The organism is Acidovorax radicis N35 (genome assembly GCF_000204195.1).
GTDB classification, from domain to species: domain Bacteria; phylum Pseudomonadota; class Gammaproteobacteria; order Burkholderiales; family Burkholderiaceae_C; genus Acidovorax; species Acidovorax radicis.
In genome coordinates this window covers 151,353-164,965 of record NZ_AFBG01000024.1, presented here as the reverse complement: position 1 = coordinate 164,965, position 13,613 = coordinate 151,353, and the positions used below count along the sequence as shown (strand labels likewise).

Annotated in this window: 12 protein-coding genes; 8 read left to right on the top strand and 4 right to left on the bottom strand. The window is 68.3% G+C overall.

The genetic code is table 11. From position 1 onward, the window contains the following. Positions 1-270: 270 nt before the first annotated feature. The 4 genes from ARADN35_RS26765 to ARADN35_RS0123985 all read left to right on the top strand — a co-directional run bounded on the left by ARADN35_RS26765 (position 271) and on the right by ARADN35_RS0123985 (position 5,449). Entirely contained in the window at positions 271-1,455 is a 1,185-nt protein-coding gene (locus ARADN35_RS26765) for a sigma-54 interaction domain-containing protein (RefSeq protein WP_050812576.1), read from the top strand. A 71-nt stretch (positions 1,456-1,526) separates the two neighbouring features. Further along, entirely contained in the window at positions 1,527-3,329 is a 1,803-nt protein-coding gene (locus tag ARADN35_RS0123995) for a phosphatase PAP2 family protein (protein WP_010466699.1), read from the top strand. Between the two features lie 96 nt (positions 3,330-3,425). After that, entirely contained in the window at positions 3,426-5,078 is a 1,653-nt protein-coding gene (locus tag ARADN35_RS0123990) for an FAD-dependent oxidoreductase (protein WP_010466697.1), read from the top strand. Then, positions 5,075-5,449 (top strand): 4Fe-4S dicluster domain-containing protein, encoded by a 375-nt coding sequence (locus ARADN35_RS0123985; protein ID WP_010466695.1) that lies wholly within the window; start codon positions 5,075-5,077, stop codon positions 5,447-5,449. Before ARADN35_RS0123990 ends, ARADN35_RS0123985 begins: the two co-directional genes overlap by 4 nt. A 241-nt stretch (positions 5,450-5,690) precedes the next feature. Here the strand turns inward: ARADN35_RS0123985 and ARADN35_RS0123980 are convergent, their stop codons facing one another. The 3 genes from ARADN35_RS0123980 to ARADN35_RS0123970 are packed head-to-tail and all read right to left on the bottom strand — an operon-like array spanning position 5,691 to position 8,441. Further along, positions 5,691-6,548 (bottom strand): ABC transporter permease, encoded by an 858-nt coding sequence (locus ARADN35_RS0123980; RefSeq protein WP_010466693.1) that lies wholly within the window; start codon positions 6,546-6,548, stop codon positions 5,691-5,693. Then, positions 6,541-7,422 carry an ABC transporter ATP-binding protein gene (locus ARADN35_RS0123975; RefSeq protein ID WP_010466691.1) on the bottom strand — a complete coding sequence of 294 codons (882 nt, stop codon included), beginning with the start codon at positions 7,420-7,422 and terminating at the stop codon, positions 6,541-6,543. The genes ARADN35_RS0123980 and ARADN35_RS0123975 overlap by 8 nt, the downstream gene beginning before the upstream one ends. Continuing rightward, the gene (locus ARADN35_RS0123970) at positions 7,419-8,441 is read right to left on the bottom strand and encodes an ABC transporter substrate-binding protein (RefSeq protein ID WP_010466689.1); all 1,023 of its coding nucleotides are present in this window, start codon (positions 8,439-8,441) and stop codon (positions 7,419-7,421) included. Before ARADN35_RS0123970 ends, ARADN35_RS0123975 begins: the two co-directional genes overlap by 4 nt. Before the next feature lie 418 nt (positions 8,442-8,859). On the opposite strand from ARADN35_RS0123970, the gene ARADN35_RS0123965 reads away from it, so the two are divergent. After that, complete coding sequence (locus ARADN35_RS0123965; protein WP_010466687.1) at positions 8,860-9,204, top strand: hypothetical protein; 345 nt, start codon at positions 8,860-8,862, stop codon at positions 9,202-9,204. 202 nt (positions 9,205-9,406) lie between these two features. Here the strand turns inward: ARADN35_RS0123965 and ctlX are convergent, their stop codons facing one another. After that, positions 9,407-10,363 carry a citrulline utilization hydrolase CtlX gene (ctlX, locus tag ARADN35_RS0123960; protein ID WP_029414361.1) on the bottom strand — a complete coding sequence of 319 codons (957 nt, stop codon included), beginning with the start codon at positions 10,361-10,363 and terminating at the stop codon, positions 9,407-9,409. A gap of 131 nt (positions 10,364-10,494) precedes the next feature. Between ctlX and ARADN35_RS0123955 the strand changes: the two genes are divergently transcribed. From ARADN35_RS0123955 to ARADN35_RS0123945, 3 genes are all read left to right on the top strand, one after another. Beyond that, complete coding sequence (locus ARADN35_RS0123955) at positions 10,495-10,926, top strand: Lrp/AsnC family transcriptional regulator (RefSeq protein WP_010466682.1); 432 nt, start codon at positions 10,495-10,497, stop codon at positions 10,924-10,926. A 172-nt stretch (positions 10,927-11,098) separates the two neighbouring features. Next, the gene (locus tag ARADN35_RS0123950) at positions 11,099-12,061 is read left to right on the top strand and encodes a Bug family tripartite tricarboxylate transporter substrate binding protein (protein WP_010466679.1); all 963 of its coding nucleotides are present in this window, start codon (positions 11,099-11,101) and stop codon (positions 12,059-12,061) included. A gap of 72 nt (positions 12,062-12,133) precedes the next feature. Further along, positions 12,134-13,612, top strand: a complete 1,479-nt coding sequence (locus ARADN35_RS0123945) for an NYN domain-containing protein (protein ID WP_010466678.1) — start codon at positions 12,134-12,136, stop codon at positions 13,610-13,612. Position 13,613: the final 1 nt, after the last annotated feature.

The window sequence follows — 13,613 nt, the reverse complement described above, 5'->3', positions numbered from 1 at the left end:
GGACGCCCCTTTTCTCTCGTGTGGCTTGTCTCCCTCGCCGGTCCCCGCGACCGGATTTGGCCCCGCTGCCCCGGCAGCGAGGGCTTTTTTTACGCCCTCCCGGGAAAGATGTCGGAGTGGTGTAGATGCTGCCCCGTAGCGCAATGCGACGAGACTGCGCGGTCGCGTGGAGTTGTGTGTGAGGCTGCCGGACCACCGCGCCGGTTTCCTGCATATCCACATGCGAAATCCTGCGTTCGCATGCGGTGAAGAGCGCCTTAGTCTGGCGGCATGTCCAGTCTCTCGCCGGCCTCTGCCGCCCCTTCCTCACACCGTGTGCTCACGCTGCCCGAATCGCCAGCAGGGGGGGCTCCGACCATCCGGGCCAAGGCGCTGCTGTTCCATGACCCGCACTCTGTCCGGTTGCTGGTCCATGTGGACCGCATTGCGCGCAGCGATGCGTCGGTGTTGGTGGTGGGAGAAACCGGCACGGGGAAGGAGCTGATCGCACGCCACATCCATTCCCAGAGTGGCCGGCGGGGGCCGTTTGTGGCGGTCAATTGCGGTGCTTTCAGCGAGTCATTGATCGACGCCGAACTGTTCGGCCACGAGGCCGGGGCCTTCACAGGCGCCACGCAAGCGCGCGCAGGCTGGTTCGAGGCCGCGCAGGGGGGCACGCTGTTTCTGGATGAGATCGGCGACCTGCCCCAGGCGCTGCAGGTCAAGCTGCTGCGCGTGCTGCAGGAGCGCCAGGTTGTGCGCCTGGGCTCGCGCAAACCCGTCACGCTGGATGTGCGCCTCGTTGCGGCCACCAACATCGACCTGGTGCGCGCCGTCCAGGCACAGCATTTCCGTGCAGACCTCTACTACCGGCTCAACGTGGCCTCTGTAGGCTTGCCGCCGTTGCGAGAACGGCCCGGCGACATCTTGCCGCTGGCCGAGCATTTCATGGCCCTTTACGCACAGCGCCTTGGGCAGTCACCGGCCCGCTTGTCAGCCGCCGCGCGGCAAGCGCTGCTGTCGTACGCCTGGCCCGGGGACATCCGTGAGCTGGAGAACGTGGTGCACTTTGCGCTGATCGTTGCCCACGTGGGGGTCATTGAGCCTGGCGATCTGAAGCTGGTGCCCACCTTGCAGCCTGCGCCGGGGTTCGCGGGCATGTTCACGCCCGCCCAGGTGCCACCACTGGGTCCGCCGCCCTCCGCGTCGGCCACGGAATCACTGCAGGCGGCGTTGCAGAGCCTGGTGGAGCAGGGCGCCCCCCGGCTGTACGAATCGGTCGAGGCGGCGCTGGTGCGCTGCGCCTTCGAGCAATCGAATGACAACCAGGTGCAGGCCGCGCGGCTGCTGGGGGTCACGCGCAACACGTTGCGCACCCTGCTCAAACGCCATGGCCTGCTGGCCGAGCCCACCCACTCTGGCAACCATCGCCCTCTGCCGCTTCAACCGCCCAGCCACTTGCGCTACGCACAGTGAAGCTGCGGCGTTCCAGCGCCACGCAACCGCTGCCCAACCCATTCGCCACCACAACAACCCAGGGAGTTTTCATGCATCCATCTGAATCGCAACCCACGGCCTCTACACCGGGCGCCCCGCACAACACACCGCGGCGCCACTTCCTGGGCCAAGCGGGCGCAGGGCTGGCGGGCCTGGCCAGTGGCGCCGCTGTGGCTCCCGCTCTCCTGGCGGGCAGCGCGGCGGCACAGGCACAGCAGGCGGGGACTGGCGGTGTGGCTGCCGCAGGCTACGACGCGCAGTTTTTGCGCAGGTCTGAACAATTGCGCATCGACCTCGCGCGCGCCAGTGCGGCCGTGCCGATTCCTCCGCACCCTGTCAACGGTGACGATGCGCTGTACGCCAACAAGATCGGCTCGGACACCCGGGGCCTGCCGCACAACGCCCGGGGCGAGGTGGACCTGCCGGCCTGGAACCTGGCCACGGCTGCGTTTGCATCGCGCGACCCGGCCGACTTTGAAAAGATCGTGCTGGGTGGCACACGCAAGCTGGTCAACCCCATCGGCACCCTGGCGGTGAGCCTGGACGGCCTCAATGCCGCCCAGTTTTCGCTGCCCCCCGCGCCCACCCTGGCGGGCACGCAGCGCGCGGGCGAGGCCGCCGAGATCTACTGGGTGGCGTTGCTGCGCGACGTGCCTTTCAGCGAATTCCAGGACGGCACGCGGCACGCCGATGTGATTGCCGCGGCCGAAGAGCTGAGCCGCGCGCCGGACTTCCACGGCCCCAAGGTCAACGGCAAGGTGACGCCGCAGACGCTGTTCCGTGGCGCGGCGTGGTACGTGGACAGCAACGACCGCACGGGGCGCACTGGCCGCTGGGCCACCCCGCCGGGCGTGACCGACGGGCCTTACATTTCACAGTTTTTGTTCCGCGATGTGCCCCTGGGACCGCAAACCTTGTCGGCCCGCATCCGCACCTACACACCGGCCAACGAGTTCCTCACGGGCTACGACGAGTGGCTCAACGTGCAAAACGGCAAGGCCCCCGCCGGGCGCATTGCGTTCGACCCCACGCTGCGCTACATCGCCACCACGCGCGACCTGGCGGCCTACGCGCATGCGGCGGTGGCGTTCAGTTTCGCGGCCAATCAGTTGCTGGGCACGCCGCTGTCGGCGGCGCAGCCGGGCTACGGCGGGCTGTTTGCGGGCGACAAAAGCCTGGCGCCCAGCAATCCGTACCTCAAGCTCAAGACCAGCGGCGGTGCCTCGGGCACCTTCGGCTCGGCCTACTTCCAGTCGGTGCTGTCGCTGGCCACATCGCTGGCCATCCGCGTCAACTACTACCAGAAGTGGTACGAGCAGCGCATCCTGCGCCCCGAGGCTTTTGGCGGGCTGGTGCACCATCGCCTGGCCAACCGGGTGAATGAGTACCCGATCCATGAGTCCTTCCTGGGCTCGCAGGCGTTGGAGCGCAGCCGCGCGAAGAACGGCACCTACCTGCTGTCACAGGTGTACCCGGAGGGTGCGCCCATTCATTCGTCCTACCCCGGCGGCGCGGCCATCATCGCGGCCGTCACCGCCACGCTGCTCAAGGCCTTCTACGACGAATCCCTGGTCATCGCCAACCCGGTGCAGCCCGACCCGAGCGACCCCACCCGGCTTATCCCCTACCAGGGCCCCGCGCTCACGGTGGGAGGCGAGCTCAACAAGCTGGCGCTGAATTACGGCTCGGGCCGCACGGCTGCCGGCATCCACTGGCGCTCGGATGCCGCTGCCGCCTATGCGCAGGGCGAGGCCCTGGTCGTCAGCCTGCTGCGCGAACAAAAGCAGACCTTCCGCGAGCCGTTCGAGGGCTTCTCGTTCACACGCTTCGACGGCACCCGCATCACGATCTGACGCGCCCGCCGCTGCCGTGGTCCGCGTGGCGGGCGCGGCAGCGGCGGTCTGCCGTCGTGCGCTGCCCGTTCTTGTTTCACCCCCTTGGAGTTTTTCATGACTGAAACCTTCGACACCCGCCGCGCCGAGCGCCTGGCGCACCCCACCCACGAAGCCGATGTGCTGGTGATCGGCGGCGGCCCGGCCGGCACCTGGGCCGCCATTGCCGCTGCAGCCCGCGGGGCGCGTGTGATCCTGGTGGACAAGGGCTTTTGCGGCACCTCGGGTGCCACCGCACCCTCGGGCACCGGCACCTGGTGGGTGCCGCCCGACCTGCAGGCCCGCACCGCTGCCAAGGCGCAGCGCGAGGCACCGGGCGGCTTTCTGGCCAGCCACGAGTGGATGGACCGCGTGCTGGACCAGACCTGGCACAACCTGCAGCAGCTGGCCGACTGGGGCTACCCCTTTCCGGTGGACGATGCGGGCAACGAGCGGCGCAATTCGCTGCAGGGGCCCGAGTACATGCGCCTGATGCGCAAGCGGGTGAAGGCGGCGGGGGTGCGCATCCTGGACCACCACCCCGCGCTCGAACTGCTGGTAGATGCCCACGGCCAGGTGCGCGGCGCCACCGGCGTGGCAGAGCCGGGCGACACGCCCTGGGCGGTGCACGCAGGGGCTGTGGTGCTGGCCAGCGGTGGCTGTGCCTTCCTCAGCAAGGCGCTGGGCACCGATGTGCTCACCGGCGATGGGCACCTGATGGCGGCCGAGGCGGGCGCAGCTTTTTCAGGCATGGAGTTTTCGAGTGCCTACGGCCTCGGGCCCACGTTTTCCAGTGTGACCAAATCGCTGTTCTACAACTGGGCGACTTTTCGCGAACCGGGCGGCGCTGTGATCGAAGGCGCGGGCTCGTCGCAGGGCCGCAGCATCATCGCGCGGCGCCTCATCAGCGAGCCGGTGTTTGCCGTGCTCGACAAGGCCGACGGCGCGGTGCGTGCGTGGATGCGGCAGGCGCAGCCCAATTTCTTTCTGCCTTTTGACCGCCTGGGCCGGGACCCGTTCACCCAGCCGTTTCCCATCACCCTGCGGCTCGAAGGCACGGTGCGTGGCACGGGTGGCCTGCAGTTGCAGGGGCTCGACTGCGCGACCCGCGTGCCGGGGCTGTACGCCTCGGGTGACGTAGCCTCGCGCGAGCCCATCTGCGGAGGCTTCACTGGCGGCGGCAGCCACAACGCTGCCTGGGCCTTGTCCACCGGGTTCTGGTCCGGGGCCGGGGCGGCCGACCACGCACTGGCGCACCGCAGCACACCTGCCGCCGCGCCGGTGTGGCGTGCGGGGCAGGTGGGGCTGGCGGCGCGCTCGCACGTCAGCACCGCGACCACGCAGCGCATTGACCCGCAAGCCCTGGTGGCGGCCGTGCAGGCCGAAGTCTTCCCGCTCGAGCGCAACTGGTTTCGCAGCCGCGATGGGCTGGAGCCTTCGCTGCAGCGCCTGGACGCGCTGTGGACGCTGGCCGAGCGCAGCGCCCCCGCCTTGCCTGAGACCCAGCGGCGCACCCGCCAGGCCGTGGCCCTGCTGGCCCACGCGCGCTGGATGTACCAAAGCGCGTTGGCGCGCACCGAGACGCGGGGCATGCACCGGCGCACCGACTATGCCCAGATCGACCCGGCCCAGCAGCACCATCTCGTGGTGGGCGGGCTGCAGCAGGTGTGGGTGGCTCGCCTGCCAGCTGGCCGCGGCGCCTCCACCGAGTGTGAGGTGGCCGCCGCATGATCGAGCTGATTGACGCGGCCCGCTGCACGGGCTGCAACATCTGCGTGGCGGTGTGTCCCACGCGCGTGTTCGATGCGGCCCCTGCCGCGTCGGGCATAGACGCTGCGGGCCTGCCGGCCATCGCGCGGCAGGCGGACTGCCAGACTTGCTTCATGTGTGAGCTGTATTGCCCGGTGGACGCGTTGTACGTGGCGCCGCAGACCGTGCCCCTGGCAACGCTTGCCGAGGCCCAGACCGATGTGAGTCCTGCCGCGCAGTCGGCGGCCCCCCTGTGGGGCAGCTACCGCCGTGCGGTCGGTTGGGATGTGCGCGACGGCAGCACCGCACGGCTGGACCAGAGCTACCACTTGCTGGGCGCCGCGCTGCGCTGAACCCAACGGCAAAAGCGCGCAGCGCCCGCACCCCTGTCGCTGCACCCCAACAAAAAAGGCCACCGCGTTTGCACGCAGTGGCCTTTTTGCTGGGGTGATGTCGATGACTTTCGGGTGAATGCAGCTTTAGAGCGGATAACAAAACTCAGCGAAGCGGTTCTGGCTAGGCGCCGCGTCGCAGGCAGTACGAGTAGTACGACAAGACGCGGCAACGACGCCAGAAGAGTTTTGTTAGCCGCTCTTAGCGCGCCACGCCTTGCCAGGCGGTGAAATGCCGCTCCAGCTTCTGCAGAGCGAAGTTCAGGCTCACGCCAATCGCCGTGATCGCGATGATGCCGAAATACATGTCGCCGATGAGGAAGCTGTACTGCGCGTAGATGATGAGGTAGCCCAGCCCGGCCTTCGCGCCCACCATTTCCGCAGCAATCAGCACCAGCATGGCCGATGCGGCAGCCAGGCGGATGCCGACGAAGATCGTGGGCACCGACGCGGGCAGGATGACCTTCACGAACAGCTGGCGCGGCGTGGCGCCCATGGTGCGGGCGGACTTGATGAGCAGCGGGTCCACCTGCCGCATGGCGGCGATGGTGTTGAGCAGCAGCGGCCAGGCGCAGGCATAGACCACGATGGACAGCTTGGACACCTCGCCGATGCCCAGCAGCAGCAGGAACACCGGCAGCAGCGCCAGCGGCGCGGTGTTGCGCAGCAGCTCGATCAGCGGGTTGAGCGCCTGGCCCAGCCGCTGGTACCAGCCGATGGCCAGCCCCAGCGGAATCGCGGCCACGATGGCGATCGACAGGCCGCCGAGCGAGCGTGCCAGGCTGATGGAGGTGTGCTCCCACAGCTGGCCGTTTTGCGCCAGCACCCAGCCCGCGGCCAGCACTTCGGTCAGGGGCGGCAGGAAGGTCGGGTCGGTCAGGCCCAGGCGGGGCGCCAGCTCCCACAGCACGGCCAGCGCCAGCACCAGGCCGGAGCGCCAGGCGCCGTTGGCCACGCGGCGGGCTAGGCGCAGCCACACGGTGGGCAGCGCCTGTGCGGCATGGGGCAGGGCGGTTGCGGGTTGCTGCGCAGCGTGCGCGGGCAGTGCGATCTCAGACATGGTGGGACTCCTTGATCACGGGTTGGGCGGCGATGCGGCTGCGGCGTTCGTGGCGCGCGGAGGCGACCTCGTCGTGTAGCAGGCCCCAGATGCGGTGGCGCAGCTCGCCGAAAAGCGGCAGCGAGCGGATGTCGTCGGTCTCGGCGCGCAGCGATTCGGGGATGTCCACGATCTCCTTGATGCGGCCGGGGCGGGTGGTCATGACCGCCACGCGCTGGCCCAGCACCACGGCCTCGTCGATGCCGTGGGTGATGAACACGATGGTCTTGCCCGTGCGCTGCCAGATGTCCACCAGCTCTTCCTGCAGCGTCTCGCGCGTCTGGGCGTCCAGTGCGGCAAAGGGCTCGTCCATCAGCAGCACCTGGGGCTCGTAAGCCAGGCTGCGGGCAATCGCCACGCGCTGCTTCATGCCGCCCGAGAGCTCGTGCGGGTAGCGCTGCGCGAAGTCGGACAGCCCCACCAGTTGCAGATAGTGCGCGGCTTTTTCGCGGCGCTCGCGCTTGCCCAGGCCCGCGACCTCCAGGCCGAAAGCCACGTTGTCCAGCGCGGTAAGCCACGGGAACAGCGCGTACTGCTGGAACACCACGCCCCGGTCCCGCGCGGGGCCGGTGATGGCCTTGCCGTCGATGAGCACCTGGCCGCTGGTGGGCGGTGTGAGGCCCGCGAGCAGGTCGAGCAGGGTGGACTTGCCGCAGCCGCTCGGGCCGACCAGCACCAGGAACTCGCCGGGCCGGATGTCGAGCGTCACGTCCTGCACGGCCACAAAGCGCTTGGACGGGCCGCCGTCGTCGGCGCGCACGGTGAACTCCTTGGTCACATGCTCGAAGCGGATCTTGGCCGGGGCCGTGGCGTGGGGATGGAGGGTGGTGCTCATTTGCTGGCCGCCAGTTTGTCCACGCCGCCGTTGGCGTAGGGGTTGAACGCGTTGGTGTACAGGTCGGACGCCTTGAGCTGGCCGGGCTTGATCACCTCGTCTTTCACCAGCCAGTCGATCCAGATCTGCAGTTCCTTGTCGGTGATGAGACCCCCCTTGCCGGCCACGCCGGTGCTCTTCCAGTACTGGATCGAATCGGCGTTCTCCGCGCGCTTGCGGCCATCGATGATCTTGGTGAAGCGCGCCTGCACTTCAGCCGGCGGCGAGTTGCGCGCCCACTCGATCGAGCGCGCCAGCGCCGACACCAGGTGGCGGCTGGTGTTGGGGTTCTGGTCGATAAATTTGGTGTGCAGCACCAGTGCGCCGCCGGTGAAGTTGCCGAACAGGTCACGGTCCTTGAACAGCGGGCGGATGCCGCCGCGCTCCAGCGCCTTGTCGCGCAGCACGCCGCCGAGCGTGGAGACTTCGACATGCCCCTGGCGCAGCGCCTGCTCGCCAGTGACGGGCGGCGTGGCCACCAGCGTGACCTGCTTGGCCTCGGCGTTGGTGAGTTTGCCGCGCTCCAGGTATTCGCGCAGCATGAACTCGTGGTGCGCGCCCAGCGTGTTCACCGCGACCTTCTTGCCGATGAGGTCGCGCGGGCCCTTGATGAGGCTGTCGTCCTTGACGTAGTAGCCGTTGTAGGTGTTGTCGTCCGAGCCGTAGTAGCCCAGCACGGCCTTGACCGGCGCCTTCTTGGCGGCGAGCTTGATGATGGCGCCGTAGAAGGCGCCGCCGATGTCCACGTCGCCGGTCACCACGGTCTGGATGTCCTGCGGACCGCTGATGGTGTTGCCCACCCATTTGGATTTGAGCGGGGCGAGGTAGCCGAGGTCTTCGGCCAGTTCGATCCAGACCACCTGGCCGGCCCAGCCCTGGTAGCGGATTTCGGATTTCTCCAGGTTCTGCGCGGCGGCAGGGGCCGCCAGGCCCAGCGCCAGCGCGGAGACCAGCAGGAAGCGTTTCGACAGATCGAGCATGGGGAGTTCCTTCGTTGCAGTGGTTCAGTGAGGTGTGCAGTGCAGTGCGTGTGCATTCACTCGGACCGGGCGCCGTTGCCGCGGCCTGAGACCCGGTGCCTTCCGCAACCCGCGTGCCATGGCGTAGAGGCTGCTTATGCGGAAATCGCGCATGGCTCCGGGGCGCTGCGCCTGCCCCGCCTTTGCGCTGCGTCGCCTGGGTAAACGCACCTTGCGGCGTTGACGTGTATGGCAGTTGACAGCAGTCGGGGACGCCACGGCGGGGTGCGAGCGCCTGTGCACGGCTGCTGGATTTGCAGCAGGGCGTGTGCGCTTTGGCGCCCATTGCTGAAAAGCCAGCAGCGGCCGCGGGGCGCTGCAAAGCGGCGCAGCGGTGTGGCGGGTGCGCAGGGCGGCGGACGGTCGGCACAATGGCGCGATGACGACCCCACCCTCGCGCCACGCCGTGGTCTGGCTGCAGGCCGACGCGCCGCCCAAGCCGGCCGTGGGCGCGCCCTGCAACGGCTGCGGTTTGTGCTGCCTGGCCGAGCCCTGCCCGCTGGGCATGCTGGTGTCGCGCCGCCGCCATGGCGCCTGCGTGGCGCTGCGGTGGGACGACGCACATGCCCGCTACCTGTGCGGCATGGTGGCGGACCCGGGCGAGGTGACGGGCCTGCGCCACCGCTGGCTGACGGCACCGCTGGCCTGGCTGGCGCGGCGGTGGATTGCGGCGGGCGTTGGGTGTGACGCGGATGTGGCGACCACCGACGTGCCGCGCCCGTGAACTGGGTGGTGGCTGTCTGGAAACGTCTGACGGGGTCGGGCTGTAGGCGGTGCGCAACTTGGCGCTTTAAAAGGTGATTGCTATTAAAAATATAGCTGCTAGCGCTTATCTATCAAGCGGTAGATCCCTTTTTTAATCAAAAGCCCAGCGTCCACACAGCGCGGCAGCACCTTCGTGTGCTCGCCCACTGCGCTGCGGGCTGTCAGTGGGGCCTGGCGTCCACCGCGCTGCGCCGCGCCAGGTGCACGCCCGCCAGCATGCAGCGCACCGATCCGCCCGCCAGCTCGATGGTCGGCACAGCCAGCGGCAGCAGCGTGGTGCTGCGCTCGATGACGGCCTTCTGCGCCGCGGTCAGGCTGGCGGCCGCGCGCGCCGACAGGGCCAGCAAACGGCCGTGGGTGCCGGTCAGCTCCAGCGCATTGCCCGCGAATTCGCCGATCTGGTGGGCGCTCAGCTCGACCACATCGCGGCCGGTTTCGCGCAGCCGCTCGCGCACGGCGTCGCGCCGCGCGGCGTCGGTGATCAGGTGGAACCCGCCCAGCGCGAAGTCGGTGGCCACGCAGAGCATCACGTTGGTGTGGTAGCACGGCCGCCCCTGCGCATCGGCCGTGGCAAAGGCCATGGGCTCGTAGTTGAAGTGGGTGCAAAACCGCTCCAGCGCCACCGGGTCGGCGCGGTTCGACTGCGCGGTGTAGGCGATGCGGCCGATGTGGTCGAGCACCATCGCGCCGGTGCCCTCCAGGAACATGCCGTCTGCTTCCAGACCCGAGTAGTCGATCACGTCCTGCACGCGGTACTCGGTCTTGAGCAGGTCCAGCACGTCGCTGCGGCGCTCGCGCCGCCGGCTCTGTGCGTACATCGGGTACACGGCCACATGGCCGCCGGCGTGGGTGGAGAACCAGTTGTTGGGGAAGACCGCATCGGGCGCGTGGCGCTCGCCCAGGTCGTCGAACAGGTGCACGCGCACACCGGCGGCTTCGAGTTGCGCGGCGGCCTGCGTGACCTCGGTGTATGCCTGGCGCGCGATGTCGTCCGGGGCGGCGTTAGTGGTTACGGATTGAAAGGCGTTGTCGTGCGCGGTGTCCGGGTTGGGGTGAAAGCGGTGGGGGCGGACCATCACGACGGCGGATGGGGCTTGGGCAGAGGCGGGTGAGGGCATGGCGGCAGTGGTTGCAAGATGGCGGCAAGGTGGCGGTGCGTGAATTTTCTGGACAGTGCCAGCCAACCAAAAGACTTCAAACTGATCGAAATGCAGCAAAATCTGGCGTTCTGATCACCCAGAGGCCCACTATGAACAGACTGGACGACACCGACCGCGAAATCCTCAGCATCCTGCGGGCCGACGCGCGCACGCCCGTGGCCACGCTGGCGCTCAAACTGCGCGTCTCGCGCGGCACCGTGCAGAACCGGCTGCGCAAGATGGAGGAGAGCGGCGTCATCGTGGGCTACACCGTGCGCCTGCGGCCCGACTCCGAGCCCCAGCGCATCCGCGCCTGGATGAGCATCGCGGTCGAAGGCAACGCAGCGCCCGAGGTGATCCGCACGCTGCGCGGCGAGCCCATGGTGGGCACGCTGCACACCACGAACGGCCGTTGGGACATCGTGGCCGAGGTGCGGGCCGAGAGCCTGGAGGCCTTCGACGCGGCGCTGGGGCGCATCCGCTTGACGCCGGGCATTGCGAACACCGAGACGAGCATCCTGCTGTCCACGTACAAGGCTTGAGCCCCAAGGTTGGCGGACGGCGATGGTCGGCACACGACCGTCCAGTCAGCGCAGCGCCTGAAGGGGGTCGTGCCACATTGGCGACACCGGCTAGGGGGTTTCCGCATCACCGTCGTCAGGCCCGCTGCAGTCCAATGGCGAAGTCTTTGTTTTGCCTTTCAGGAGCCCCGCCATGCAACGTCGCCAGATCATCCAATGGGGAGCCGCCAGCCTCGCTGCCCCCGCATTCGTGGCGCAGGCCCAGAGCTTTCCGAACAAGCCCATCAAGCTCGTGATCGCCTTCCCGGCCGGTGGCCCCACCGACATCACCATGCGCTCTCTGGCCGACAACGCCAGCAAGATCCTGGGCCAGCCCGTCATCGTCGAAAACAAGCCCGGCGCGGGCGGCACGCTGCCCGCGCAGGCCTTGCAGACCGCCGCTGCCGACGGCTACACCGTGGCGCAGATCCCGCTGGGCGTATTCCGCCTGCCCTACACCACCAAGATCAACTGGGACCCGGTCAAGGACATCAGCTACGTGCTGAACGTCACCGGCTATGCGTTTGGCCTGGTGGTACCCGCCGACTCGCCGCTCAAGACCTGGACGCACTTCGTGGCCTGGGCCAAGGCCAACCCCGGCAAGCTCAGCTACGGCTCCACCGGCACCATGACCAGCCCGCACCTGACGATGGAACTCATCGCCCAGCAGCTGGGCCTGGAGCTGCTGCACGTGCCCTACAAGGGCAGCGCCGACCTGATGCAGTCCATCCTGGGCGGGCAGATCATGGCGGCGGCCGACTCCACGGGCTTTGCTCCGCAGGTCGAGGCGGGCAAGCTGCGCGTGCTCAACACCTGGGGCGCCGAGCGCCTGGCCAAGTTCCCCGACGCGCCCACGCTCAAGGAGCTGGGCCTAAACCTGGTGCAGAACTCGCCCTTTGGTATTGGCGCCCCCAAGGGCACGCCCGATGCGGTGGTCAAGCGCCTGCACGATGCCTTCAAGCAGGCCATGGAGCAGGAGAGCTACCGCACCGCCCTGGCGCGCTATGACATGGTGCCGATGTACATGAGCACGGCGGCGTACAAGAAGTTCGCGCAGGACACGTTCACGCGCGAGAAGGCGCTGGTGGAGAAATTGGGCCTGGCCAAACCCACCTGAGGCCAAGCCCCTCCGAGGGGGCAATGCGTTCCGTGTGATGATCCGCAGCATTGAACGGAACTCACACACGATATGGCATCCCCCTCCGACAGCATCAGCATGGCCCTGTTTTGCGACTTTGAAAACGTCGCCCTGGGCGTGCGCGATGCGCAGTATGAAAAGTTCGACATCAAGCCCATCCTGGAGCGCCTGCTGCTCAAGGGCTCCATCGTGGTCAAGAAGGCCTATTGCGACTGGGAGCGCTACAAGGGCTTCAAGGCCACCATGCACGAGGCGAACTTCGAGCTGATCGAGATCCCCCATGTGCGCCAGTCGGGCAAAAATTCGGCCGACATCCGCCTGGTGGTGGACGCGCTGGACCTCTGCTACACCAAGTCGCACGTCAACACCTTCGTCATCATCAGCGGCGACTCGGACTTCTCGCCGCTGGTGTCCAAGCTGCGCGAGAACAACAAGCAGGTGATCGGTGTGGGCGTGAAGCAGTCCACATCCGATCTGCTGATTGCCAACTGCGACGAATTCATCTTCTATGACGACCTGGTGCGCGAAAACCAGCGCGCCCAGGCGCGCCGCCAGAACCCCGGCAACAACAACCCGCCCGCCCCACGCCGCAGCGCTGAAGAAGAGCGCAGCCGCAAGGAAACCCAGGATGCACGCCGCACCCAGGGCGTCGAACTGGCGGCCGAGACCTTCGAAGCCCTGCTGTCGGAGCGCGGCGACACGGGCAAGATCTGGGCCTCGGTGCTCAAGGAGGCGATCAAGCGGCGCAAGCCCGATTTCAGTGAGGGCCGATACGGCTTCCGCACGTTTGGCAATCTGCTGGAAGAAGCGCAGGCGCGCGGGCTGCTGGAGTTTGGGCGTGACGAAAAATCGGGTGCGTACGTGTACCGCAGCCACGGTCAGTCCACGGGGGCGGCGGCGCCAGCACGGTCCGAGGCAGGGAGCGAGCGGGTCCCCCAGGGCGCGTCGGTGCGGCACGACTTCCATGCGGTGGCCACTGCACCCGACCTGCCCACTGGCGGCAGCGATGGCCAGGGGCCTGCCGGGCGCAGCCGAGGCCGCCGCAGCGAGGGGGTAGACCGCGCGGACATGCGCAACGCACCCCGCAGCGAGTCGCACGAGCCCGAGCAGGCCGATGCCCCCGCAGAGCGCCCGGCAAGCCGGTATTTCAGCCAGCCAGTCGCGGCCGAGGTCGCGCCGCTACCGGATGCCTTTCCCGAGGCCGACGATGGCGCCTCGCCTCCGGCCGGACTGGCTCCCGCAGAACCCGATGGCGTCGATGCTGCAGCACCCCGCCGCAGCCGGGCTCGCAGCAAGGGCGATACCAGCAGCGACAACAGTGCAGGCGGTGCCGGCCGCAAAACCGCAGCACCCCGTGCGCGCGGCGCACGTGCCGTGGCGGATGCAAGCGATGCCGCGGGTTCGCAGCCGTCGGCAACCGCCGCGCCAGAGCCAACCGCACCCGACGCGAAGGGTGCAGCGCCCACCAAACCGTCCGCTGCACGCCCGCGCAGCCGGACCCGCAAACCTGCGGACAAACCGGCCGAGTGAC

Excerpts from the sequence above, each read along its gene's own strand:
- ARADN35_RS26765 (WP_050812576.1), top strand. The coding sequence starts at position 271 with ATGTCCAGTCTCTCGCCGGCCTCTGCCGCCCCTTCCTCACACCGTGTG.
- ARADN35_RS0123995 (WP_010466699.1), top strand. The coding sequence starts at position 1,527 with ATGCATCCATCTGAATCGCAACCCACGGCCTCTACACCGGGCGCCCCG.
- ARADN35_RS0123990 (WP_010466697.1), top strand. The coding sequence starts at position 3,426 with ATGACTGAAACCTTCGACACCCGCCGCGCCGAGCGCCTGGCGCACCCC.
- ARADN35_RS0123985 (WP_010466695.1), top strand. The coding sequence starts at position 5,075 with ATGATCGAGCTGATTGACGCGGCCCGCTGCACGGGCTGCAACATCTGC.
- ARADN35_RS0123980 (WP_010466693.1), bottom strand. The coding sequence starts at position 6,548 with ATGTCTGAGATCGCACTGCCCGCGCACGCTGCGCAGCAACCCGCAACC.
- ARADN35_RS0123975 (WP_010466691.1), bottom strand. The coding sequence starts at position 7,422 with ATGAGCACCACCCTCCATCCCCACGCCACGGCCCCGGCCAAGATCCGC.
- ARADN35_RS0123970 (WP_010466689.1), bottom strand. The coding sequence starts at position 8,441 with ATGCTCGATCTGTCGAAACGCTTCCTGCTGGTCTCCGCGCTGGCGCTG.
- ARADN35_RS0123965 (WP_010466687.1), top strand. The coding sequence starts at position 8,860 with ATGACGACCCCACCCTCGCGCCACGCCGTGGTCTGGCTGCAGGCCGAC.
- ctlX (WP_029414361.1), bottom strand. The coding sequence starts at position 10,363 with ATGCCCTCACCCGCCTCTGCCCAAGCCCCATCCGCCGTCGTGATGGTC.
- ARADN35_RS0123955 (WP_010466682.1), top strand. The coding sequence starts at position 10,495 with ATGAACAGACTGGACGACACCGACCGCGAAATCCTCAGCATCCTGCGG.
- ARADN35_RS0123950 (WP_010466679.1), top strand. The coding sequence starts at position 11,099 with ATGCAACGTCGCCAGATCATCCAATGGGGAGCCGCCAGCCTCGCTGCC.
- ARADN35_RS0123945 (WP_010466678.1), top strand. The coding sequence starts at position 12,134 with ATGGCATCCCCCTCCGACAGCATCAGCATGGCCCTGTTTTGCGACTTT.